23 protein-coding genes are annotated in these 25,014 nt (G+C 40.8%); 5 read left to right on the top strand and 18 right to left on the bottom strand.

Annotated elements, in window-relative coordinates:
- The 9 genes from BTO09_RS00115 to mnmE all read right to left on the bottom strand — a co-directional run bounded on the left by BTO09_RS00115 (position 1) and on the right by mnmE (position 8,498).
- The gene (locus tag BTO09_RS00115) at positions 1–960 is read right to left on the bottom strand and encodes a hydrogenase (protein WP_087522715.1); all 960 of its coding nucleotides are present in this window, start codon (positions 958–960) and stop codon (positions 1–3) included.
- 216 nt (positions 961–1,176) lie between these two features.
- On the bottom strand, positions 1,177–1,548 hold the full coding sequence (locus BTO09_RS00110) for a DUF6730 family protein (RefSeq protein WP_087522714.1): 372 nt from the start codon (positions 1,546–1,548) through the stop codon (positions 1,177–1,179).
- Positions 1,549–1,561: 13 nt separating this feature from the next.
- Positions 1,562–2,425: a relaxase/mobilization nuclease domain-containing protein gene (locus BTO09_RS00105; protein ID WP_087522713.1), complete on the bottom strand. Its 864-nt coding sequence runs from the start codon at positions 2,423–2,425 to the stop codon at positions 1,562–1,564.
- Positions 2,422–2,922 (bottom strand): mobilization protein MbpA, encoded by a 501-nt coding sequence (gene mbpA / locus BTO09_RS14540; protein WP_232454975.1) that lies wholly within the window; start codon positions 2,920–2,922, stop codon positions 2,422–2,424. The genes BTO09_RS00105 and mbpA overlap by 4 nt, the downstream gene beginning before the upstream one ends.
- The gene (locus tag BTO09_RS00095; RefSeq protein ID WP_087522712.1) at positions 2,913–3,764 is read right to left on the bottom strand and encodes a toprim domain-containing protein; all 852 of its coding nucleotides are present in this window, start codon (positions 3,762–3,764) and stop codon (positions 2,913–2,915) included. The genes mbpA and BTO09_RS00095 overlap by 10 nt, the downstream gene beginning before the upstream one ends.
- A gap of 208 nt (positions 3,765–3,972) precedes the next feature.
- Positions 3,973–5,178, bottom strand: coding sequence for a primase-helicase family protein (locus tag BTO09_RS00090; protein WP_087522711.1), 1,206 nt, complete (start codon positions 5,176–5,178; stop codon positions 3,973–3,975).
- Positions 5,179–5,197: 19 nt separating this feature from the next.
- Entirely contained in the window at positions 5,198–5,479 is a 282-nt protein-coding gene (locus tag BTO09_RS00085) for an AlpA family transcriptional regulator (protein WP_087522710.1), read from the bottom strand.
- A gap of 281 nt (positions 5,480–5,760) precedes the next feature.
- The gene (locus tag BTO09_RS00080) at positions 5,761–6,918 is read right to left on the bottom strand and encodes a site-specific integrase (protein ID WP_087525445.1); all 1,158 of its coding nucleotides are present in this window, start codon (positions 6,916–6,918) and stop codon (positions 5,761–5,763) included.
- A gap of 164 nt (positions 6,919–7,082) precedes the next feature.
- Positions 7,083–8,498 carry a tRNA uridine-5-carboxymethylaminomethyl(34) synthesis GTPase MnmE gene (mnmE, locus tag BTO09_RS00075; protein WP_087522709.1) on the bottom strand — a complete coding sequence of 472 codons (1,416 nt, stop codon included), beginning with the start codon at positions 8,496–8,498 and terminating at the stop codon, positions 7,083–7,085.
- A 206-nt stretch (positions 8,499–8,704) separates the two neighbouring features.
- Between mnmE and BTO09_RS00070 the strand changes: the two genes are divergently transcribed.
- A complete protein-coding gene (locus BTO09_RS00070) occupies positions 8,705–9,067 on the top strand; it encodes a DUF4870 domain-containing protein (RefSeq protein WP_087522708.1) in 363 nt (120 codons plus the stop codon).
- Positions 9,068–9,136: 69 nt separating this feature from the next.
- On the opposite strand, the gene dnaN is transcribed toward BTO09_RS00070, so the two are convergent.
- The 3 genes from dnaN to BTO09_RS00055 all read right to left on the bottom strand — a co-directional run bounded on the left by dnaN (position 9,137) and on the right by BTO09_RS00055 (position 13,592).
- Positions 9,137–10,255: a DNA polymerase III subunit beta gene (dnaN, locus tag BTO09_RS00065; protein ID WP_087522707.1), complete on the bottom strand. Its 1,119-nt coding sequence runs from the start codon at positions 10,253–10,255 to the stop codon at positions 9,137–9,139.
- A 97-nt stretch (positions 10,256–10,352) separates the two neighbouring features.
- The gene (gene gldG, locus BTO09_RS00060; RefSeq protein WP_087522706.1) at positions 10,353–12,758 is read right to left on the bottom strand and encodes a gliding motility-associated ABC transporter substrate-binding protein GldG; all 2,406 of its coding nucleotides are present in this window, start codon (positions 12,756–12,758) and stop codon (positions 10,353–10,355) included.
- 3 nt (positions 12,759–12,761) lie between these two features.
- Entirely contained in the window at positions 12,762–13,592 is an 831-nt protein-coding gene (locus BTO09_RS00055; RefSeq protein WP_087522705.1) for an S-adenosyl-l-methionine hydroxide adenosyltransferase family protein, read from the bottom strand.
- Positions 13,593–13,703: 111 nt separating this feature from the next.
- On the opposite strand from BTO09_RS00055, the gene BTO09_RS00050 reads away from it, so the two are divergent.
- Positions 13,704–14,657 carry a PhoH family protein gene (locus tag BTO09_RS00050; protein ID WP_087522704.1) on the top strand — a complete coding sequence of 318 codons (954 nt, stop codon included), beginning with the start codon at positions 13,704–13,706 and terminating at the stop codon, positions 14,655–14,657.
- 1 nt (position 14,658) lies between these two features.
- Positions 14,659–15,609, top strand: a complete 951-nt coding sequence (locus BTO09_RS00045) for a phosphoribosylaminoimidazolesuccinocarboxamide synthase (RefSeq protein ID WP_087522703.1) — start codon at positions 14,659–14,661, stop codon at positions 15,607–15,609.
- Here BTO09_RS00045 and BTO09_RS00040 read toward each other — a convergent pair.
- Both BTO09_RS00040 and BTO09_RS00035 read right to left on the bottom strand, forming a co-directional pair.
- Entirely contained in the window at positions 15,606–15,977 is a 372-nt protein-coding gene (locus BTO09_RS00040) for a DUF1304 domain-containing protein (protein ID WP_087525444.1), read from the bottom strand. The two genes, BTO09_RS00045 and BTO09_RS00040, sit on opposite strands and share 4 nt — an antisense overlap.
- Position 15,978: 1 nt before the next feature.
- The gene (locus BTO09_RS00035; RefSeq protein WP_087522702.1) at positions 15,979–17,244 is read right to left on the bottom strand and encodes an acyloxyacyl hydrolase; all 1,266 of its coding nucleotides are present in this window, start codon (positions 17,242–17,244) and stop codon (positions 15,979–15,981) included.
- Positions 17,245–17,356: 112 nt separating this feature from the next.
- On the opposite strand from BTO09_RS00035, the gene BTO09_RS00030 reads away from it, so the two are divergent.
- Entirely contained in the window at positions 17,357–18,727 is a 1,371-nt protein-coding gene (locus BTO09_RS00030) for a sodium:alanine symporter family protein (protein WP_087522701.1), read from the top strand.
- Here BTO09_RS00030 and BTO09_RS00025 read toward each other — a convergent pair.
- The 4 genes from BTO09_RS00025 to BTO09_RS00010 form a co-directional block, all read right to left on the bottom strand.
- Positions 18,724–19,602: a hypothetical protein gene (locus tag BTO09_RS00025; RefSeq protein WP_157663374.1), complete on the bottom strand. Its 879-nt coding sequence runs from the start codon at positions 19,600–19,602 to the stop codon at positions 18,724–18,726. The two genes, BTO09_RS00030 and BTO09_RS00025, sit on opposite strands and share 4 nt — an antisense overlap.
- A 52-nt stretch (positions 19,603–19,654) precedes the next feature.
- On the bottom strand, positions 19,655–21,085 hold the full coding sequence (locus BTO09_RS00020; RefSeq protein ID WP_087522699.1) for an MBOAT family protein: 1,431 nt from the start codon (positions 21,083–21,085) through the stop codon (positions 19,655–19,657).
- A gap of 146 nt (positions 21,086–21,231) precedes the next feature.
- Entirely contained in the window at positions 21,232–22,635 is a 1,404-nt protein-coding gene (locus BTO09_RS00015) for a hypothetical protein (protein ID WP_087522698.1), read from the bottom strand.
- Positions 22,636–22,801: 166 nt separating this feature from the next.
- The gene (locus BTO09_RS00010; protein ID WP_087522697.1) at positions 22,802–23,887 is read right to left on the bottom strand and encodes a M42 family metallopeptidase; all 1,086 of its coding nucleotides are present in this window, start codon (positions 23,885–23,887) and stop codon (positions 22,802–22,804) included.
- A 99-nt stretch (positions 23,888–23,986) separates the two neighbouring features.
- Here BTO09_RS00010 and BTO09_RS00005 point away from each other — a divergent pair, with 99 nt between their 5' ends.
- Positions 23,987–24,679, top strand: a complete 693-nt coding sequence (locus tag BTO09_RS00005; RefSeq protein WP_087522696.1) for a DUF4294 domain-containing protein — start codon at positions 23,987–23,989, stop codon at positions 24,677–24,679.
- Positions 24,680–25,014 lie beyond the last annotated feature (335 nt).

Genomic DNA, 25,014 nt, shown 5'->3' with positions numbered 1-25,014 from the left:
TTACTTCGAAGCTTCCATTACTCTACGGTTCTTAGGCATAACTTTTTGGAAGCCAGCTTCCATATAATATGCTAATTTTGTTCTGCCGTGAGGTACTTCTTTAGGCAAAACACCTAGGTACTTCATAGTATTGAATACACTTCCTTTCTTAAGATCATGATGAGGGAAACCTGGTTCAGTGCACCCTAAACATGGATGATTTGAACGTGTTTTGCTTGATTGTCTGTTCCACAATATGTTGTTACAACTTGCCCTAGTCATTGGTCCTCTACATCCTACTTCATAGAACAGGCAACCACCACGTTTACCAAAGTTCCCATCTACTTTTTGAGCAAAATTGGTTACATTAGTACAACCATCCTGAACAAAATCTGTAAAGAATGTTTTTGGTCTATGATAATCATCAATTACAACATCACCAATACGACCAACAGCAATTGCTACCAGTATTTGGGTAATCCAATCTGGATGTGCAGGACAACCAGGTATATTGATTACTGGCAAACCACCTTTAGAAACATAGTTAGCGCCTAAAAAACCTCCTTTATTTTTTTTGTGAAACTGCAAACCAGTAGATTCACTCGGGTTAGGTGGTACAGCAGGAATTCCTCCCCATGTAGCACAATCTCCTATGGCAACAACATAGCCAGCTACTTCAGATAATTCTTTAATCCAATCTTTCATTGGGCGGTCAGCAAAATAATTCATTGATCCTGTTCCATTTGGTCCTTGAATTAATGAACCTTCATAAACAAGAATATCCATTTGCTCTTTACCTGCAATAATATCTCTTAGTAAATCCTGTACTTGGTCACCAATTTGCAATCCAGTGGTTGGATGCCAAAGTATATTTAGACCAAAATCAGTGATGAGCTCTACAACGGTTGGTTCTTCCGCGTTAAGAAAAGACATAGTGTTACCACTACATGCTCCCCCTTGTAACCATAAAACGTTTGCCATAGTAATTAAAGGTTAGTTAAAAAATTTATGGATTAAATATAGTAATTTAAAATTAATTGATTTAATATTAATAATTTATTAAAATATTGATATCATAATTATGAATAAATCATTTTCCTATAAAAAAGTTTAGCCAGAAAAAGAAAATTGCACTTGGTAATTGATACTTAATATTTTGGCAATCAAAAATTATATAAGTAATGAAAATACTTTATCTTAGAAAGAAATAACCTTTTCAATTTGATTTATGCCTCTGAATTTTTCTAAGGTCGTTTTAGTTTTAGAAGCATATACTAATGATACTACTGAAATAAGGATTGCAATAATAAAAATAATAACTGCCCATTTAGGATATACTCCAGCTTTTTTAAACAAGGTTTCAAATCTTCTGTATTGCCTTTCTTGTAGTTCACTTTGCCTTTTAAGTTGATTGTTATAAGTCTCCAAGAGTGATTTTATTTCTGACAAATCAATAGCCACCTTTGTATTTTGGATTTGATCATTAATAATTTCCAGTCTGCTTACGTCACTACGGAATTCTTCCATTTCAGAAGTTAACAATTCCATATATTCTTTAGCTCTAGTCATATTTTTAATCTTTTTAAATTCCAATCCCTACGTCTATAGAATGTTTCACAACTTGTTTTGTAATTTTCTTTGCAATACTTAAAACCAATCTTGGAGCTAAAGGAATAGCTTTATCCAACACTTTTATTGGAGCTATGTTTTTTATGACTTTATTTGACCGACCATAAAGTCGTTGCCCAATGTTGCCACCGGTCATGCTACGATGCACTTCGCTACCTTTCAAATTATAACCGTTGAATTCAAAGCGAAACCCTTGAATATTTCCTGCTTTATTGATACTTGGCAATACTTTTACACCATTGGTTTGCATGGCTTTTATATAATCCTCAAAATTCTTTGTGGTAAATTGTTTTAAGGTCAGTTCATGTCTTCGTTTGATTTCCTGTCGAACCTCCTTCAATAAAAACTCTTTTTCGAACTGTACTTGTTTGACGGTAGTTAATTGCATTTGCTCCGCAACTCTTTCAGCGGCATATTGACTGCGTTTTCCAATGAAACTATCATTATAGGCTACACCTCGAAAATCAATACGATTTACATATAAGTGGATATGAGTATGCTCTTTATTTCTATGAACAAATGCTATGGCCTGTCGTTGCTCCAGTTTCATTTCTTTCATAAATCGTTTACAGATTATTTCAAGATCTTTTTGTTGTAATCGTTTTCCATCTTCTATGGTCGGGCTGATCACAAAGGACAGTGTATTTTTTTGACAATGATAGTTCTGGTCCTGGACCATTTTAAATTCCTGAGTAATTTCAGCAGGACTATCACCAACCAGTTCTTGCTTAAATACAACTTCAGCTCCCTTTTCCTGATTCCATCCATAGGCTACCGAAGCTTGAGTATGTGCAATGGCTTTTCCTTTTCCTATCATTGCGATAACTTTTGTAAATGTGTTTTTATCTCATTAGCTAATCGATATACTTCTTCGGTAAGTTTTGGATTTCGTTTGCGATACATATTTCCAATGGACTTAAAGTTGTTATGAAACTTAACCAAGGTGCTATAAATAATAATCTCATCTTCGGTCAAGCGCTCAGTAATCTTCTTTTCAAACGCTACTCTTCTAAAATATTCACTGAGTGTCAACCCAGATCGTTTCGCCCTGTTCTTCAATAACTTTTTTTCCATGGAAGTACACCTAAATTTGATCACTTCGGTTTTCCTCTTAAACCGACTCTTTTTTTCATTGCGACCATCGGGAGTAATCGAGATTGTGCCCACAGGCACACATCTCGAATTTGTTTCCAACAAATCTTTTTCACCGATATCTAAAAGAATAGTATCGCCATCTTTTAAATGCTCTTGAGTTAACTGAAGTACAGTTTTCACAACTGTTTTTGAGTTATGTTTTTTTGTTCTTAAATCCATGACATCAGCTTTTCATTTGCATCTTTATATCCTTTGTAAAACTCCCTGCAATCATGTGATTGTGGACATGCATCCAATAGATAGTTTGTTACCAAATCACCCGATCGGTCATTGTCTAAATAGAGAAGGATTTTTTCATAATTCATTAGTGTAGGAACAGCATTATTTGCAAAGGCAACTGAATTAAGCACTAATAGATCAACTTCTTTTATTTTCTCTTGTAACATACTATCAAGGGATAACAGATCAAACATCCCTTCGGTAACCAATAAACTTTTATGCCCCTTATTTAGATGGCTAAATGTTTTGGGTGAAGTTGATGTTTTGTAGTATTTGTTTCGCAATTCCCACCCTCCATCATTATTTTGTAAACCTAGAGCAAAATATGTCTTGTCATTATTTTGATACCAGACTTCTTGACAATAATTCTTGGCTGTGACCAATGGTATTTTTCTTGAGGCCATATAATTTATCAACCCCGGGTGCTGAATTAGCCGAACCTTTAATATGATTAAACCTGCATTTTTTTCTTTAAAAACTGGTTGCTGTTGAAAAGAGAAGACGGAAGCTTCATTGTTTAAAAAGCCCAACGCTTCCCTAACAGAACAATTCAAAATTTCGATGATTAAGTCTATGACATTTCCTCCAATCCCTAACCCATGATCATACCATCTATTCTTTATTTTAGATACTTTAAAAGAGGCTTGTGTTTCTGACCGTAATGGACTTAGAAACCAAGCTTCTTTTTCCGATTCCTTTTTGGGAAAATGCTCAAATTTTGCCAACACCTGGAGTAGGCAAATATTTCGAGCTTTTTTACAGTTTATTTTTTCTTTTTTCATGAGCTCTTCATTTTTTAGAACATTTTTGATGATTTGATGACAATACCTCTGAAAGGCTTATAAACATTGAGTTTTCCCTGTCATCGTTTTGTCATCACGTCATCATTTTTGAGTTTTTTAAGTCTTTTTCTGTCATCACTTTTTATTTTGATGACAGAATGATGACAAAGTGATGACGGTCTTAAGCCCCATAAACACTGGCTTCGGCTCAATCTGTCATCGATTCATCAAAATTTTGGACTAGGAAAGGCCTTTCTATAGTAAAATAGCGTCCTTTTGCATCTTTTAAATCCATATCTCCATCACTCCAAATCACAAACTTTTGATATTTGTTGGAGTTGTCCTGGTTCTTTAATTTCCAATCCTTTTTTAATAATCTTCGAAGTTGTGTTAAATCTGTTTTGACCCTTGTTTTATTAAGTGCATGTAAGGCATCAATAGGGCATAGGTGTACCTTTTCTAAATCAAATTTTTCCATGACACTTAAAATGATACTGGCCAATTCCTTTTCAACACGATTGCGATTGTGTTGAACTAATTTTTTCAAAGCAACTGTTTTGATTTGCTGTGGTGCGAACCACATTCGAGTTAAATGTTTCGTAGAGAGCTGCCTGTGTTTAAGAAAATAGAGAAAGGCAGGGATTTCAGAAATTAGCTTTTCCAGATAATCCGTATGCTCTTTTTCAATGGTTGGTACTTTGATTACCCAGAACCGGGTTTCGTTAGCATCAATTTTAATGAAGTTATCTTCATTATTGCTACAAAGGATAAACTTCCCGAAGAATTCGACTTCACGTTTATCTTTTCCTTTCGCCTCTAGCTTATTGATATTGGTAGTACTCAAATATTTAATACGTTCTGTAAGTTCTTCCTTGTTAAAGAGCACTTCATCAATGCAGATCAATAATTTGTTGGCCCAATCAGCATTGAACTGACTACTAAAGCTATCATTAGTAAGATAAGTAAGGTTGTTATCAAAGATTTCTTTTAGCCATTTAAGAAATGTACTTTTCCCGGTTGAACGCTCTTTAGATACCAGACAAAGAATAGGTAGTACTTGAATAGGTTTTACATATAATAATTGCAGATAGTCCAGCCCTAGTTCATATTGTTTGCCAAAGATGTGTTTTACAAAATGCAGGGTAGTTTCAATTGAACCTTTCTTTGGCGTTTTGCTAAGGGGGGAGTAGATGTTATAAAAACCTTTATATTCTTGTTTAAAATCAACATGATTTGGTATACAAGTAAATCCATCATACTTTGAGATTTTACTTAAATAAGATTTTCCGTGATCCTGTCGTATGGTTTCAATACTCCATGATACCAGTATTTCATTAAAATGCCCTGCGATGGTAGGTGCTTGGACTTTTTTATAATAGGAGGTTCCTACTCTTATATATGGTATTGCCTTCATGATGATGTGAATTAGATGTTTATTTTTTCTTTAAAACATAGTCTAATGCCATGTTCTCTATTTCACATTTAGATTTTCGGTCATTCCGTAAAAGCCATTCATTTAGGCGATTGATATCAAAAAATATCATTTTACCATTTGGTTTACTGTGAGGAATAATACCAGCGGAAGTTAATTTATAGAGATAGCTGCGTGATATACCCGTATAATCACACGCTTCTTCCAAAGTAAGTACTTGTTTAGAGCCTAATAATAAGCTCTCAATTCTATCGAGTTTTTCTTCTAGTTTAATATTGTCCATTTTCTTCTATTTATAGATTAATAATGAACAAAGCGCTTCGTTTCTTTTTGTTGAATTCTTGAAATAAAAGTAAAAAGAAAGAAGGTATAAGGTTGGTTTTGTTTAATTTTTTTATTCACAAATAATTGATAAACAGTCAAATACATTTATTTAAGTGCAAATGAATCCAAAATTCATGAAGCTCATAAATTAAAGTTGTAAAGCGTTTGATTTGAAAGTAAATAAAATGGGCCTAAATGATGAAACATGAAGTTATAAACAGCAAAAACCTAAAAATAGTCTTATTCAACGTTTTCAAGTTCTAGTTTCGGCACTAAATGCGCAGCTTCTTTCATTTTTTTATCAATAATTTTGGCATAAATCTCTGTAGTTCTTATTTCTTTGTGTCCTAGTCTTTTGGAAACTGTATAAATGTCAGCTCCATTTTCTAAAAGTAGAACAGCATTTGTATGCCTGGCGGAATGAAAAGTGATATGTTTAGTGATACCTGCGAACATACACCATCGCAATAACTTTAAATTCATATGGGCACTATAATGAAGATTGGTAAATACACGATCATTTGACTCTTTGCGTTCTCCAAGTAATTCCCTTGCCTGTTTAGAAATATATAAGTATTCCATTCCTTCCGTTTTTTTCTGCTTGAAAATGATACGAAAGATTTCATTTCCTGAACTATCTATTCCCTCATTTCTAACTTCAGACCAGGTTAATTTATTGATATCCGACCATCTTATACCGGTAAGTGCAGAAAATAAAAAGGCAGACTTTAATACATTAACTTCACAAGGGGTTCTCGAAAGTCTTTGCAATTCTTCAGAAGTTAAATATTCTCTTTTGGATTCCCCCATAGTAAACCCTTTGACCTTTGTTATTAGGTTTTCTTTCATATAGCCTTCGTCAAAAGCAGCTCGCAACGCAGCTTTAAACTTATTAAAGTAAGTGTGTTTTGTATTTTGTGCCAGCTTCTTATTTCCTTTAGTTACTGCAACCGTATTCAAATATTTTTTGAACCCTTTTATAAAATCAATATCTACGTCATTAAAGGTAATATGCTTTGGACAATACTTTTCTAAATGCTTTTGTGCTGCTTCCCAATTGTCATAATTTCCTTTTGTCTCATAACGCTCCTCTTTTTTTTGTTCATAAAAGTCTAATAAAGTGGTCTTACCTTTATGTTCACTCCGAATCCTATACTTTCCTTGGTAAACTTCTGCTTTCCTGATTGCAAGAATTTGCTCAGCTAATTGGAGTTGCTCTTTATTCTTCTTCTTTTCAATGGCTGATTTTGGATTAGCAACTAAATAGAGTTGTAAATACTCATAATCTCTAAGGTGTTTAATTTTTCCGCTTTCTAGGGTTTGTATGCCTTTATAATATTCAATATATAGACTTAGTTTTCCTGTCCTTAATTTCTTCTTTCTTAAATGAACTTTTATCATAATGACACATTTTTTTGTGTCTCGTTAATTATGCGACACACATGAGACACAATAAAAGTATGAATATTATTAAATCAAAGGAAAGTAAGACACAAAAAGTTTTTAACAATTATTTGATTTACAGTCATTTGAATACAAATGAAACCAAATAAAATTAATATCTATTTTCCTATGCAGAAGTTGGCAAAGATGTTTCCCAAAAGCTCGTCGTTGGTGATCTCACCAGTGATCTCTCCGAGGTGATATAAGGCTTGTCTAATGTCTATAGCCAATAGATCGCCACTCAAATTGGCTTCCATGCCTTCGCGCACTTTGGTGATCTCTTCTAGGGCTTTAAGTAAGGCATCGTAGTGGCGGCTGTTGGTCACTATGGATTGATCGTTCTTTAAAGCTCCAGTATTCACAAATTCCAACAAGCCGTTCTGCAAGGCTTCTACGCCCGCTTTTTCTTTTGCGGACATGGCGATCTCCTGGGTTTGCGGTAAGTCTGCTGTTGCTTCTTTTAAAAGCTGAATTACTGCGGACTGCTTTTGGCTTGGCAGTAGATCGAGTTTGTTTGCCACTATCAATAAGGGTTTCTGCGGATGTTTCTCTTTGAGTTCTCGCAATTGCTGCTTGAGCTCTTGAGACTCGTCGAGCACGGCACTAGCTTCCATCAGATATATGATCACCTGTGCCTGATTGATCTTTTCGAAGGTTCGGGCTATACCGATCTGTTCTATGGTATCTTCAGTGGCGCGTATACCGGCTGTATCTATGAATCTAAAATTAAGGCCACCAACACTGATCTCATCTTCTACAGTATCTCTTGTGGTTCCGGCTATATCGGAAACTATAGCGCGTTCTTCGTTCAGTAAGGCATTCAGCAGTGTAGATTTTCCAACATTGGGAGCTCCAACTATGGCAACGGGAATGCCGTGTTTAATAACATTTCCTATAGCGAAACTATCTACCAAGCGTTTAAGAACAGCCTGTAGGCGTTCTAATAAGGACTCAAAGGCTGTCCGATCTGCAAATTCTACGTCTTCTTCACTAAAATCGAGCTCCAATTCTATAAGCGAAGCAAAGTTCAGCAATTCTTGACGCAGGTTTTTGATCTCCTCTGAAAAGCCACCGCGCATCTGTTGCATAGCCACCTGATGGGCCGCTTCGCTGTCTGAAGCGATCAGATCTGCCACCGCTTCTGCCTGGCTCAAATCCATCTTACCATTTACAAAAGCGCGCAAGGTGAATTCTCCAGGTTTTGCAGCCCGACAACCATTAGCCAGAGCCAAATTGATGATCTTTTGTTGTATATAAGGGGATCCATGACAAGAAAACTCCACCACATCTTCTCCCGTATACGAGGTAGGGCCTTTATAGAGTAAGGCCAGTACTTCATCAACAGTCTTACCGTCGGCTACTATATGGCCTAGGTGCGCGGTATGTGTCTTCTGCTTTTGCAACTGTTTGCCGTGAACAGAAACAAAGAGTCTGTCTGCGATAGCTATGGCATCGGCTCCAGAAAGGCGAATAACAGCTATAGCTCCTGTTCCAGGCGGAGTTGCTAGGGCAACAATGGTTTCTTGAGGTATCACAGCGCAAAAATAGCCATTTAGCCCAACAGTACAGATACTGACTTGTGTAACATTTTTTCGCCCCCACGACTAATAAGGCAAAATCCAACTCATGAAAACAGAGCATCCAACTTCCAAACTCAAGCAATTGGGCCTCATTGTAGCGCTCTTTGCTCTCGGTTTTTTGTTCGGACACTATGTTTTAATAAACTTATTTCTATAACCCCATGGAAGTTTTAAACGACAGCAACACAAAATCTAACAGTCAATTAGTAGTCATTATGCACTTATCTCAGCTACTGAATTTAGTTTCAGGATTGGGAGGTATCATCGTGCCGCTAGTTATCTGGCTTTCACAACGCGATCGCGATACAGCGATAGACAGACACGGGAAACAGATCATGAACTTTCAGATCACCATGTTCTTGGCGGCCATAGTGTCAATTCCTTGTATCTTCTTATTCGGACTAGGTATCTTGATGTTACTCGGTATAGGGCTACTCACATTAGTACTTCCAATCATTGGAGGAATCAAAGCCAGTAATGGAGAATACTTTGAATATCCATTTACCTTACAATTGATCAAATAGATTAAGGTATAAAAAAGTAAAAAGCCGCTTCTGTTAGGAAGCGGCTTTTTTAATTAACACTGAAAACGGTTAGTTATTCAACATAACCGGCATGACAAGCATAGTTACCTGCTCGCCCTCATCCAAACCATCCACAGGGGTAAGAATTCCTGCGCGGTTCGGAAGCGACATCTCCAAAGAGACGTCTGTACTGTTTAGGTTGCCCAGCATTTCTGTTAGAAATCTGGAATTGAAGCCAATTTGCATATCGTCTCCCTGATAATCACAGGTAAGGCGTTCTTCGGCTTTGTTACTGTAATCGATATCCTCTGCAGAGATATTGAGCTCTGCACCGGCGATCTTTAAGCGAATTTGGTGGGTTGTTTTGTTACTGAAAATAGAAACACGCTTTACCGAGTTAAGGAATTGGTTGCGGTCTATGGTCAATTTATTCGGATTCTCCTTAGGGATCACTGCTTCGTAGTTTGGATATTTACCGTCTATCAAACGACAGATCAAGGTGGTGTTATCGAAACTAAATTTAGCGTTGGATTCGTTGTACTCTACCTTTACCATTTCTTCGCTGCCTGCCAGAATACTCTTGAGCAGATTAAGCGGCTTCTTAGGCATGATGAACTCCGCAGCAGCGGCGGCAGCAACATCAGCGCGTTCGTATTTTACGAGCTTGTGCGCATCCGTAGCCACGAAAGTCAATTTATCGGTATCGAACTGAAAGAAAACACCGCTCATTACTGGACGCAGATCATCGTTGCCGCTAGCAAAGATGGTCTTGCTTATAGCCGTAGCTAATACATCGCCCATGATCTCGGTAGTGTTTGGATCACTTAGCGCAATGGCCGATGGGAATTCTGCTCCATCTGCATAAGCCAGTGCGTACTTCCCGTGGTTAGAACTGATCTCAACAGTGTTGTTGTCTTCTACAGTAAAAGTTAATGGCTGCTCCGGAAAGGTCTTCAAGGTGTCCAGCAGCAAACGTGCAGGAATACAAACCTGTCCGCTTTCACTGCTCTCTACTTCCAATTGGGCGCTTATGGTTGTTTCCAGATCGGATGCAGAAACGGTAAGTGCATTACCATCCAGATCGAATAAAAAGTTATCTAATATCGGAAGGGTATTGTTGTTGTTAATGATACCGCCCAATACTTGTAATTGCTTTAGTAAATAGGTGCTTGATACTATGAATTTCATTCGTTGTAACTATCGTGATTGACTGCGCGAAGTCGAATTCGCTCTAATTACAAATATATCGCATCACTGCCGATTGCGGAAACTAATTTATTAACAACTAGCGGGCGTATTTTCGGCGTCTGTTCCAACGGTAGAAGAAACCTATCAAGGCTAGCAAAGTGAGTGGTAACAAGATGTTTAGCGCCTGCCACAGCGTGGCGTCTCTTGCAATTTTCTGCTGATCCAAAAAGGCCAGCTTGATTTCTTTGGATCGAATGTTTATAAGTCCGCTATCGTCCAAGAGATAATTGACCGTATTGAGCAAGAATTCCTTGTTCCCGTAGAAGTTTCCGGTAAGTCGGTCGTAACCTAATTCTAAGGGTCTGTTGGCTTGTAAATCGTTTCTGATAAGATCTCCATCGCTTACCACTACCATCTTGGAGGCTACTCCTTGATCTTTGTGGCCGGCGTAATTATAAGGCTTCTGTCTGTTCATGAAAACAGAGGTGAAAGCACCTTCTAAAAGCACCGCCATCGGGATCTCGCCCGCATTGAACACGGCTGGGTCCGGGCCTTCGCCAACGGTCTTTAAAAAGCCTTCAATTTCTTCCAATCGAACTAGATTCGGCACGCCACGAATAGCAGAGAGCGGCGAGCTACTCAACAATACAGTCTTAGAAATTCCATTTTCTAAGGTGTCTATACCAGAAGGGTATTGCAATTTCACCGCTTCTATATTGGTCGTTATTGGGTGTTCTATGCCACTAGCGGTAAGCGGGGTATAAAACCAAGGATAACGCTCATATTGCGATTCTTGACCGTTTCCTGTTGCCAAGACCAAGGGCGCCGCATAGACATCCTGTACAAGGTTTGGATTGATACGCACGCCGTATTTAAAAAAGAAATCGGTCAGGTTCAGATCCTTTGGAGTGGCTAAATACTCGCCACTCAGCTGCAAACTGTCGGTCTCCATAGTGATAGCATCTACCAACCACAAGCTTTTTCCACCTTGCATCTGATACTGATCTAGGATATATTTTTCCGCCGGATTGAAGCGCTGCGTAGGTTTTGCAGATACTATAAGGTCAAACTCATTGAGCTTTGATAGGGTTCCGCCAGGATTGCTCGCCACCGAATCCAGTGTGAATTCTGCAATAAAATAGTAGTCGCGCAGGCTTCTAAAGAAATCGGCTATATAGGCATCTTGTAATTGACCATTACCTTTAAGCACGGCCACCTTGCGTTTTTTGGGCTCGATCACCTTTGAAAAGCCATCGGCGAAAGCGTATTCCAAATTTTGAATGGAATTGAGCACGCGTTCTTCCATGGTGGTGCCCAATTGATTCTTAAGCAGTGGCACAGCCACCGTTTTATCCTGATAGTTGGCAAGCGCCCAAGGATAGACCAATTCTTGTTTGGTCTGTCCTGCTTGCCGAACCGTGGCGCGGGCCGGTAAGATTCCCATATTGGCCAATTGCTGTTGTACTTGCTCCGGATTCTCTTCGTCTTCCAACACATTGACAAACTCAAAGTTTACCCGTCTGTTTACACTTTTAAACCCTTGCAACAATTGTTTGGTCTCCGCTTGAAGCTTGCGAAACTCCGCAGGGAATTCCCCCTCCAAAAAGACGGTAACATTCAAAGGGGCTTCTGCCTTTTCAAGTAGCTGCTCTGTAGCTTCGTTTAGGCTGTAGCGTTTGTCTGCGGTGAGGTCAAAACGCTTGCTCGGTAAAACAAATGAGGCACTCACCAAAACGACAAACAGCAGCGTTGGTTTTATAAATTGTTTGGGCTGAATCCGCTTTCTGCCTTGAAGTAAGGCCATCTCGGTGCCCGTCAACATCAGCAGAATAAAGGCGAGGAAATAGAACAAATGCTTAAAGTCTACCACGCCGCGGCCCAGATCTTCATAACGCCATTGCATGCCTAGGTCGTTGAGTAATCCAGAGCCAGATCCTAAACTCTCAGCGAGACCTTGCAAGCCAAAATAAGCTCCGAAGCAACCAATAACGCCAAAAAGGAAGGCAACGATCTGGTTGCTGGTCAAACTACTGGCAAGTACTCCTATGCTCGCAAAGGCGGCCATGAGCAGAAAGAGACCTAAATACGAGCCAAAGATGCTGCCGTAATCCAGCAGGTCTGCGTCTATCTTTAAGCTCTCTAAACTCAATAAATACAAGAGTGTTGGGAGGAGGCTTATGATAAGCAGCACAAGTATTCCCAGGTATTTTGCTAAGACCAGGCCACTAGTGCTAATGGGTTTGGTGAGTAAAAGTTCTAGGGTCCCACTTCTTTTTTCCTCACTAAAACTGCGCATGCTCACGGCTGGGATCAAAAACACCAGGATCCACGGAGCGAGCTGAAAAAAGCTGGCCAGATCTGCAAATCCTGCGTACAGTATGTTGAATGGGCCGTCAAAGACCCAAAGGAATAAACCGTTGACCACTAAAAAAACACCGATCACTAAATAGCCTACTGCCGAGGAAAAGAAGGATGCGATTTCACGTTTAATAATGGCGATCATAAGTTATATGAATTTTACGGTTACGGTATCGCGATAGCCCAACCCAAAGAGGGTCGACGCACTACCTACGGTACTGGGGTTGCTTTTGTAAATGGCGAGTTCCAGATAGCCAGAAGAGTTCCAGACGGCTAATTTCTTACCATCCTCTTCGCGGCGGTCTGGATGCACATCAAAGTTTATGGCGTCGCTATAACGTTCAAAAACCTTATTGAATCTTACTGTACGTGCCGAAATATTGAAACCTCGCCCTTTTCGAGTATTCTCAAAGAGCGTCTTGTTTATATTGGTGATCACATTGCCGTAATTGTCAATATAGATTACGTTACCGATGATCTGGCTCGCGTCTGCGTTTATCACAGGAGTTATTCCCTTGAGTTGTTTGATCTGTTGAATGTCTTTTCCAATGACATCTAAAGTCCCTCCTCGAGCAATGTGACAAGCCACTTCTACAAAAACATCTAAAACAGGGAAATTGCTTTTGAGTCTGTCGTGGATATTGATCTCTACCATCTTCTCAGGACGGAATTCTTGAGTGATCATAGAGATGATACCGTTATCTGCGCAAACAAAGTAATGCCCGTCCAAATATACCGCGATATGCTTGTTCTCGGGATTGAGCTCCGAATCTATTCCAATGATATGTATAGTACCTAACGGAAAGCTTTTGTAGGCATTCTGAATGATGTAGGCTGCTTCGCTGATGTGGAAAGGCGAAATGGAGTGGGAGATATCGACAATACGCACATCTTCTAAAGCGCTGTAGATGCCTCCTTTAACCGCTCCTGCAAAGTGATCTTTCTCTCCAAAATCAGTTGTTAAGGTGATAATTGGCATCCCTTGGATTGTTGATATTTTGTTAATTCTTTGAGGTAAAAATAACCTACTTTTGTTTCAAACAAAACTAAGTATTTCTAAGTTTATTGCAATCTTAAAAACACCTCGCTTTTGAACGAGCTCATTATTGAAATCACCGAGATCAATCCTCGGGAATTATTTGGCCAACACAACGCCAATATCGAACTGCTAAAAAAATACTTTCCAAAGTTAAAGATCGTAGCACGCGGCAGTAAAATCAAAGTTTACGGAGACGAAGAACTCTTGGAAGAGTTTGACATGAGATTCAACATGATTCTGGAGCAATTCGGCAAGTATAACAAGTTAGACGAGAACGTCATCGAGCGCGTATTGACCAGTGCAAGTCGTGCCGATTATGAGACCGATCAAAGCAGTGGTGAGGTTATCGTACACGGAGTAAACGGTAGGTTGATCAAACCGCAAACGGTCAACCAACGCAAGCTGGTCGAGACCATGCGCAAGAACGATATGGTATTTGCCATAGGTCCTGCCGGTACCGGTAAAACCTATACGGGAGTAGCCTTAGCGGTTAAAGCATTGAAAGATAAAGAGGTGCGTCGAATTATCCTGACACGTCCGGCAGTTGAGGCAGGAGAGAACCTCGGATTCTTACCGGGAGATCTTAAAGAAAAGCTCGATCCGTATATGCAGCCTTTATACGATGCGCTTCGCGATATGATCCCAGCGGAAAAATTGGCCTCTTACATAGAAAAAGGAGTTATTCAGATCGCTCCTATGGCCTTTATGCGTGGTCGAACCTTAGACAATGCTTTTGTCATTCTAGATGAAGCGCAGAATACCACCCATGCACAAATGAAAATGTTCTTAACCCGTATGGGTAAGAACGCCAAGTTCATGATTACCGGAGACCCAGGCCAAATTGACCTACCACGCCGTGTGATCTCCGGACTTAAAGAAGCTTTATTGGTACTTAAGGATATCAATGGAGTCGGTATAGTACATTTGGACGATAAGGATGTGATTCGTCACCGCTTGGTGAAAAAGGTTATCGCCGCTTATAACGAAATTGAAAATCGCAACTGAAATGAAGGGAACACTGATGTCCACTGATTTTAACTTCCCTGGGCAAAAACAGGTTTACCGCGGGAAGGTAAGAGAGGTTTATACTTTAGATAACGATATGCTACTCATGGTAGCCACCGACAGATTAAGTGCTTTCGATGTTGTTATGCCTAAGGGGATTCCTTATAAAGGTCAGATCCTAAATCAGATTGCCACGCAAATGATGCGCGATACGGAGGATTTGGTGCCCAACTGGCTCCTAGCTACTCCAGACCCTAATGTAGCCATAGGAAAGGCTTGCGAGCCTTTTAAAGTGGAAATGGTAATTAGAGGATATATGAGTGGACACGCTGCGCGTGAATACAAAGCCGGTAAGCGTCTGCTCTGTGGTGTACCTATGCCAGAAGGCATGCAGGAGAACGATAAGTTTCCAGAGCCGATCATCACTCCGGCTACCAAGGCAGAGAAAGGCGATCACGACGAAGACATTTCCAGAGAAGATATCATAAAGCGCGGAATCGTATCCGAAGCAGATTACTCTGTGCTTGAAGATTATACCCGTAAGCTATTTCAACGCGGTACGGAACTCGCAGCCAAACGTGGTTTGATTCTGGTTGATACCAAATACGAATTTGGTAAGACCAAAGCAGGTGAGATCGTTCTTATAGACGAGATTCACACTCCGGATTCTTCGCGTTATTTTTATGCGGATGGATACCAAGAGCGTCAAGCCAAGGGGGAGAAGCAGAAACAGCTTTCCAAAGAATTCGTGCGACAATGGTTAATTGCCAACGGTTTTCAAGGCCTCGAAGGGCAGACAGTTCCTTACATGAGCGATGAATATATCGAGAGTGTTTCGGAGCGTTATATTGAACTTTTTGAACACATTACCGGGACTTCTTTTAAGCGTGCCGATATTTCCAACATTGAGCAACGCATAGAAACTAACGTACTCAACTACTTAAAGGCTTAGAGATATTCCTTTAGGACTTGCAGAATTAGTCCAATCAAGGCAGGAACTCCCTGTACGTAAAGGATCTTCTTACTCACGGTAGCAGCACCATAAATCGCTGCAACTAAGACACAAGCTAGAAAGAAATGAGCCACTTTGGTTGCCCAGAGCGGATCTGTGATAAAAAGCGACCAAATTAAACCGGCTGCCAGAAAACCATTATATAATCCCTGATTGGCTGCCATACTTTTGGTCGGTTTGAAAAGTTCCTTTTTAAATCCGCGGAATACCTTTGGGCCGCGAGATTCCCAAGCAAACATTTCAAAGTACATGAAATAGAGGTGTAAGAGTGCTACTAGTACTACGGTAATCTTTATTGCGATATCCATATTATTTGGATTTATTGGGTTTCCATTGGTAAACATAGCCAATGCTGAATTCTGTAAAATCTGCCTGCCCCAAATTAGCACTCAAATGAGCTCCCAAGAATATATTGTGTTTTGGAGCTTGCTCATTCCCGATTAGATAGTATTTGAGGCCAAGCCGCGAAGAGATTAGTTTTTTTATCTGATACTTAGAATTGAACTCTCCCAACATCCAAGTTTCAGGCACTTCTCGCGGGGTGTTGTCCCAGCCTTCGTTCAAGCGCCAGTCTATTTGATATCCTGGTTTGTGGAGGTTTAGACCCAGTTGCAAGTCCAGCCCAATGTGATTCAGCAGGAACTCTCCATTAAAGGTAATGGCAAAATTACTGCCGTAACGCCAGGGGTCTTCTTTAAAATAATCAAATTCGCGCCCGTCTTGCACCAGAGATTCATTGTTTCTAATGTAATCGTAATAATGCTGATACAATCTGTAGGCAAAGCCAAGCCCCAATTTAAATGTGTTGTTGTAAACCCGTCCAAATTCGCCAGCGACAGTATATACTGGTCTTTGGTCGTTGATCGCCAAGGCCAAGACATTAAAGCCTTGCCCGTAGCGCAGGCTAAAATAATTAAGTCGACTGCTTTCATATTCCGGTAAGCTACCGGCTGGCAAAACCTCAAATTCCTCTTCGTGAAAAGACACAGACAAACTCGCTAAAAACGAGTTGTAACCCTGATTCAGCAGACGCGTATGTCCGTTAGAATGATGTGCATAATTAATGCCCACTCGCCAATCACTGTTTTGGGTCTGTAAAAACCGGTAGTAGAAAGCTGTTCTAAAAGCCCAGGTGAGGTCTGTAGTAGTTGCTTGGTTGTTTGGATTGTTGACCGCGTCAAAGCCTTCGGTATGATAAGAACCTCCCAGACCTACCAAGGCGCTAAGCTTTTCTTTTTTAAAAATATTGAAATGTATGTAGGGTATCACCGAAATGGCTAAGCCCAAACTGTCTCGGTTACCAAAGTTGGTTAAACCTATTGAAAGACCAGTAACGGGGGCTTTTAGTCTCTGGGCCCATTGCTGCGGATTGTTGGCATTGTCCATTCCAAAATTCATTACCACTTGATATTGCAGCCCTGTATCTGGGAAATTACTGTTAGACTCATAGGTTTGGCCAAAAAGTAATTCTGGGTTAAGTATGCGAGCGTTTGTGCGCCAGTTGTTTTGGGATTCTTGGGCGTGTACAGCCAGAGAGAACAGTAATAAAAGTAGGATAGCCCCTATGTGCCTCATAGTCATTGCTTAGTTAGCGAAGTCAAAATAGGGCAAGTTTTGCAATTGACAAAATATGCTCGAGGTCAAAAATAATAATGGTATTTTAGGCCATTAATTAGTTCTGCACACTATGGAAGTTCTCGATAAGATCGTTGCCGATTTTGCCTCATTTGTCTGGGGTTTACCGCTGTTAATATTACTTATTGGAGGCGGATTGTATTTATTGATCCGTTCGCGATTTCTTCCTTTTAGATATTTAGGTCATGCCATCAATGTACTCCGCGGAAAGTACGACGATCCAAACGATCCTGGGCAGATCAATCATTTCGAAGCCCTTACCACTGCGCTTTCGGCTACCGTGGGGATGGGAAATATAGCCGGAGTAGCAGTTGCCATTGCTCTGGGTGGCCCCGGAGCTGTTTTTTGGATGTGGGTCTCTGCCGTGGTGGGTATGTCTACCAAGTTCTTTACCGCATCTTTAGCGATTCTTTACCGCGGTAAGGACAGTGCAGGAGAGGTGCAAGGTGGCCCTATGTATTTTATAGAGGAAGGCTTGGGTAAAAAATGGAAGTTTCTGGCCGTTTTCTTTAGTATGGCCGGAATGATAGGAGCCTTACCTGTCTTTAATGTGAATCAGCTTACGCAGGCCATCAACGATATTCTTTTGGTGCCTAACAATATCGAGGTTGGTTTACAATCCAACCTTATCATAGGCCTTATTCTGGTAGGTATTACCACTGTGGTTATAGTTGGGCAGCTGTCGCGAATAAGTAAAACGGCTGCAAAATTGGTTCCGTCAATGGTGCTGCTGTACTTTGTAGCCGTGCTTTACATCTTAGGAGTGAATTTCGATCAGGTTCCCAAGTATTTGAGCCTTATAATTACAGACGCCTTTAGTGCCGAACTCTATTCTGGCGAACCGCTATTTGGAGGTTTGGTCGGAGGGCTTATCCTTTTGGGGATAAGACGCGGTGCCTTTTCTAACGAAGCCGGTATAGGTACAGCGCCTATGGCCCACGGAGCAGCAAAGACCAGCGAGCCAACTCGAGAAGGACTCGTTGCTATGTTAGGGCCAGCTATAGATACGCTTATTGTTTGTACGCTAACAGCGCTCGCTATTTTGGTCACCGGAGTTTGGGAAACCACAGATGCTAACGGAGTATCGCTTACAGCCTCGGCCTTTGAGTCTAGTTTGCCAGGTATAGGAAGCTATGTGTTGCTAATTTGTATAGCGGTATTTAGCATATCTTCTTTGTTCTCGTATTCCTACTACGGCAGTAAGTGTATGAGTTATCTCTTCGGAGCTCATAATAAAAAGTATTACAATATCTTCTACATAGGAAGTATTATTCTAGGCGCAACTACCTCGCTGAGTTTAATGATCAACTTGATAGATGGTGTTTTCGCGTTGATGGCCATACCGACTATGCTGGCAACGCTAATTATGGCGCCAAGGGTGCTTAAAGAAGCCCGTAGGTATTTTCAGCAATTGAAATCTTAATTGGCCTTGAGCAAACTGTCGAGTTGTTTGCTGAATTTCTCTGCCCCATCAGGATTGAGGTGATTGCCGTTTCTAAAATCGGTAACCTTATAACGCGAGTCGGTTTCGGCAATCAGAAGCTTTAAGTTCGGATATTGCGCTTGGAATAGCGCTAAGACACTATCGCGTCTGCGCAGCACAGCTGCATCACGTTTGTTGTTGTAGTTAGTAAAGGTAGGAGGCGAAATGATCACTACCTCTAGATCTCGTTGGTGACAAAATTCCAACATCTCCTTAAAATAAGCAGTATTGTATTTGAGGATTACTGCGGATTCTCTTCTGCTGATGTTTATTGGATCTTTCATAATTGAATCCAGATCGAATCCCAAGCGTTTAAAGCGTCCGTCGTAATTGCCTGTATCGAATCCGAAGCGATTAAAAGCAGGCATACTGTCGCGAACAAACTTATCAAAGAGTTGGGTGGTAAAAAATCCAGGGTGAGACATATACAAAAGGCTGTCTGTGGGGTATACAGCGCGCTCAAAAGTATTTATACCATAGTATTTCAGAAAAACGGGTTTTTTCCAATAGTACTTGGTGTTATGAGGGATCTCAAAATGGCCGTATGAGACTTCGAACACTACAGTCTTTAAAGCAGGGAGCCTTTCTACCAAGCCTTTTAAAAGCAGAAAATCTGAGTTGTGATGTTGTGCGCTAGAACTTATGTTGAGGGTTTTCTTTTCAATGTACTCCGGATTCACGCTGTTCTTTATCTGAGACGACCCAAAGACCGCCACCTCAATTTTATCGCTTTCACTTTCCAATTGTTGGCCAACAAAACTATAAGTGCTCGGGATAGTGCCAACCAGCAGTTCCAAAGCTATGGCTATAAGCACTACTGGGGTTAAAAAAAGTGCTAGCCGTTTTAGAAACCGCAGTTGTACAGGGCTAAAATTGGAAGTATATGAACTCTTCTTTTGGTCCGGCATAGCGTAATATAAAAAATATAAACAGATAGTATACTGCCCATCGAGCTACTCGCCCGGTTTTGGCTTCTAGCTTTACAAACGGATGGTCTTGATTTCTTGTAAAGTATTCCATTAAGATCAGCAGTGGAATAAAGAGCACCCGATAACCGATCTCAAAGGAAAAGGGCTCTGAGGGAACTCCCTGCAAAATACGCCCGATGATATAAAAGGCGGTGTCGAGATTTTCAGCTCTAAAAAAGATACAAGAGGTCATGATCAGCGCAAAGCTGTAGATCACCGTTAGCCCTAAAGGCATTTTGGTGAGATAGTAATTGATATTGACCACCTTGCCCTTAATTTTAACTGGAATGCGCTCAATAGAAATGGTTAAGGCTTGGAACAATCCAAAGACAATAAAGGTCCAATTTGCACCATGCCATAGTCCAATGAGTCCCATAGACACAAAGAGCGCCCCAGTGCGAACCACATAATTCTTGCTGTTCTTTGCAAGCGGCCCGTAAACATAGTCTGTAAACCATTTGGTCAGTGTAATGTGCCAGCGTTGCCAAAACTCTGCAACCGAACGTGACAAATACGGAATGTTGAAGTTCTTGCTCAGCCTAAAACCGAACAACCTGGCCGTTCCAATGGCAATGTCGGAATAGCCGGCAAAATCGCAGTATATCTGGAAAAAGAACAGGGCAGAGGCATAAAGCAACGATAAACTCCCGTGATCTTCAGGACTGGCATAGATGGTATTGACCACCACAGCGGCATTATCTGCCACGACGACCTTTTTAAACAATCCCCAGAGTATCTGACGCAGCCCGTCTTTGGCCAATTCCAGATCGAACTTGCGCTCCTTGTCGAACTGTGGCAAGAGATTGCGCGCACGCTCTATAGGTCCTGCTACCAATTGCGGAAAAAAGCTAACAAAGCACAAAAAGTTAAGTAGGTTGGTGCTGGGCTTAAAACGCCCGCGGTACACATCTATACTGTAACTCAAGGTCTGAAAGGTATAAAAGCTTAGTCCAACAGGTAAGATAACACGCAAAGAGCTAAATACGTAGTCTTCTGTGTTCAAGGCGAAGAGCTCCGAAAAGCCTGCAATGAAGAAGTTGTAATATTTAAAGAGAAAAAGCACTCCTAGATTCCAGAGCACACTAAAGGCCAAGATGCTGTTCTTGCGGAATTGATCTTTAGCCTTCGGGAGGTAGATCCCAACGTAAAAGTCTACCAAGGAGCTAGCAAAGATCAGCGAGAGAAAACGCCAATCCCACATGCCGTAAAAAATATAACTGGCAACTAAGAGGACAAGATTCTGACGCTTTATGTGCTGCCTACCTACCGCCCAATACACCAAAAAGGCGATGGGAAGAAACAGACCAAAACTGAATGAATTAAATAGCAAGGGCTACTACAATTTAAGGCAAAGATAAAAAAAATGAGGCCCGAGACTAATCCTTAAATAAAGAGGGAAAAGCCCTTTTTACTAAAATAGGATTAATAAAAAACCGGACGTTAAGCCCGGTTCTTTTATGTCTGTAACGAGAGTTACTAGTTAACTTCTTCTAGAAGATAAAAGTTATCTATTGCAATATCTTCATCACCAGAATTCAATTGGAATTGAATTCTAATACTAACAGTTCCAGAAGCAGTAGGATTAGTCGTCGCATTATTCTGGAATGTACCCACAAAATTGTCGAAAACATTAGTCACTTCTTTTCCGTCACCAAATCCGTCTCCGTTCGTATCTACTCGTGGAGTATTGCTAAAAGAAGAAGCTCCAAGTTCGCCTTCGATAGCAAGAATATTAGTCCAAGTTGTATTGTCAAAACTGTATTGCACAATCACATTGTCCGAGTCATCCCAATCCTGATTTGCCGCATCGTCATCTTCTGCCAAAAGTAGGTCTACAAACAACTGCTCATTACCGGTAACTAATGTAATATCAGTGAATTCTAAATATACAGGTAGCGTTGCTCCTTCACCATCAATGTCTTGAGCAGCAAAGTAGGAGTTTTCTACAATATTGTCCACCACATATGCACCACTAATATCAGATCCGTTAGTACGTAAAAAGAAGTCGGTGCCTCCGTCAGTAAATTCAGGAACGCTGGTGGTATAGGCCACTGTGCTATCTTCGAAATCTTCAACAGCTAAGATCGCAGTACATCTTTGATCTGTAGCAAAAATTCCAGACTTGTCATTAGCACTGCCTGTAAAATACCACTGACCAATTAACTGACCACAATTAGTAAGGCCGTTTCCGTAAATAACAGTTCCGCTCCAATTTACAGTTCCAGCACCAACAGCAATGGCTCCAGTGTCATTAATATCGCAGTAATCAAAGTTTCCAGCTGTGCTGCATCCACTCTGGGCACCATTTCCGTTAAAGGTATTTCCGTTGAAGCTGGTTTGAGCGGTATAGGTTTGATCTCCTGTTCCGTCACCAGAAATCAAAACGTTAAAGGTTCTTGGATTAGGGTTTTCACAAGTGTTGCAAATATAGGTCCCTGTTAATGAGGTAACTGGCGCTCGGCTTGTCGATTTTGCCGTGATGATATCGGCAGTTTCCTTTAAATAAACAACGTTCGTCGCCTTAGAGTTACCACCGTCAGCATCGGCTGAAAACTGGAAGCTAACTTCTTTTCCTTCGAAAATTACGTTATCAATTGCTTCTCCTTTAATTATAGGAGATTTACTTCTTGCTACCGTGGTGGAACCATCGCTAAAGTATAAGGTAGCCATAGCAACATCTTCCGATGTTATTTTTACTGTAACTGTGGCTCGTTTATCGCCTTTTGCAGTTGAGAATACACCTTCATATACACCAAAATTAGTGTCGTCAAAGATTTTGAGATCGACAGCGGGGTCGGTTTGGTTGGTTAAATCTTCCGTATCCTGGCTACACGAGGTCAACACCAGAGTACAGGCAAGTAAAAAAAGCAGATTTTTCATGTAATAAATATTTAGGGATAAGTTTTATGTTGTAAATGTACTAGATGCGCTCCCTTTACACAAGCACTTTACAATTCGATAATCAACAATTTATGAATAGGTTATATACAATAAAAAACCCGGGAACTTAGCCCGGGTTTTTCAATATTACAGATTCATAAATTCATTAATCAAAATAGCTGAAGCTCTCGCCATCTTTGATCTTAAGTACAGATTCATAAATTAGTTTAATGACATTTTCCACATCTTCTCGGTGTACCATCTCAACCGTGGTGTGCATATAGCGCAGTGGTAAAGAGATAAGGGCAGAGGCAACCCCGCTATTGCTATAGGCAAAGGCGTCGGTGTCTGTACCTGTGGCTCTAGACAAGGCAGATCGTTGGAACGGGATGTCATTTTCTTCTGCAGCTTCTATGATCAAGTCGCGCAATTTTTGCTGTACAGCCGGAGCATAAGCGATCACGGGACCTTCACCGATCTTTTGATGTCCTTGCTTTTTCTTATCGATCATTGGGGTAGTGGTGTCGTGAGTCACATCGGTCACAATGGCTGCATTTGGTTGAATACGCTCGGCGATCATTTGTGCTCCGCGCAAACCTATCTCTTCCTGAACCGAATTGGTCACATAGAGTCCAAAAGGCAATTTCTTCTTGTTCTCTTTAATAAGACGGGCAACCTCGGCCACCATAAAACCACCCATGCGGTTGTCTAAAGCACGGCAAACAAATTTGTCCTTATTCAATACATGGAACTCATCCGGGTAGGTGATCACACAACCAACGTGTACACCCATCTTTTCCACTTCCTTTTTGTCTTTGGCTCCAATGTCGATAAAGATGTTCTCCGGTTTCGGCGCTTCTTCTTTAGCGCGATTGCGCGTGTGTATAGCAGGCCAACCAAATACACCCTTTACAATTCCTTTTTTAGTATGGATGTTCACTACCTTAGAAGGCGCTATCTGGTGGTCGCTTCCTCCATTGCGTATCACGTACAATAAACCGTTGTCTGTAATATAATTAACATACCAGGAGATCTCATCAGCATGCCCTTCAATAACAACCTTATAGGGAGCGTCAGGATTGATCACTCCAACGGCAGATCCGTAAGTGTCGGTAATAAAGGTATCAACGTAAGGCTTTAGGTACTCCATCCAGAGTTTTTGTCCGTCCCACTCGTAACCTGTGGGGGCGGCATTATTGAGGTAGGCCTCCAAAAAGGCCATAGATTTTTTGTTTAATATGGATTTTGCCATGGTGGGTTAAAATTTAAGAACTCAAATTTACGAATTTATACTAGGCCTATTGGAGTGGCTTTTATTAATTTTGGAATGGTTTTAGCAGCATACCCATTAATGAAAAAGAACCTACTCCTATATATATGTATTGCTCTATTGGCTTACAGTGCTAATACTCAGGCGCAAGATGAGCGGGAAAACGCTACCATAGAAATAGATAGCACCGAACGCTTCTTCTATTTTGTAGAAGGAGACACCATACCCAGAGAGTTCATAGATCTTGATGAGGTAGTGCTGCTCAATAAGCTCGAGTTCAATTCTAAAGAAGATCGCAGACGCTATTTGATCCTCAGACGTAAAACCCGCAAAGTGTATCCCTATGCCAAGCTTGCCTCCGAACGTTTGACCTCTTTGCAACAGCGCCTAGACAGTATAGAAGACAAGAGCCAGCGCAAGAAATACACCAAGCGCATTCAGAAATATATTGAAGGGGAGTTCTCAGATCGCCTCAAAAAGCTCACCCGCACCGAAGGGCAGATCTTGGTCAAACTCATTTACAGACAAACCGGCCGCACGGCTTTTGATCTGGTCAAAGAACTCCGTACCGGTTGGCGTGCCTTTTGGTACAATACCACCGCAAGCATGTTCGACATTTCGCTCAAAGAAGAATACAAACCTTTTGAGGTCAAAGAGGACTATCTGATCGAGGATATCTTAGAGCGATCTTTCCAAGCCAATCTGCTAGAGCGTCAAAAGCCTGCCTTCGACATTGATTTTCTGGATCTTACCGATCATTGGGACAACCAATAGTTGTTAATAACTCCACAAATTTTATTTTGCCAATCTCCAGAGAGGTTGTATCTTAGTATTTCGCCTCTAGCCGTACCTGGCATTGTGCGATTATCGTTCTTAAATGTATTATGGGGTTACCGCGCCACGCTACTACTGGGCTTGCAGCCTGTAGCAGCCGTTTTGCGGTCGGGCGTTACGCTGCAATTCCTCGGTTCACCTTTGGTGTACCTGTGGGATTTTCGCTACACTCCCTAACCCGAAAATTTCTAAATCGTAACAAATCAAGGCGTTAGAAAGTGTTGAAAAAAAACTTCTAATTTTTTTTGATTTTGGTTTGGTTTAAAGAAAAACGG

Source organism: Gilvibacter sp. SZ-19 (genome assembly GCF_002163875.1).
Lineage (GTDB): Bacteria > Bacteroidota > Bacteroidia > Flavobacteriales > Flavobacteriaceae > Gilvibacter.
The sequence above is the reverse complement of the archived record's forward strand: the minus strand, read 5'-3'. Positions and strand labels throughout refer to the sequence as shown.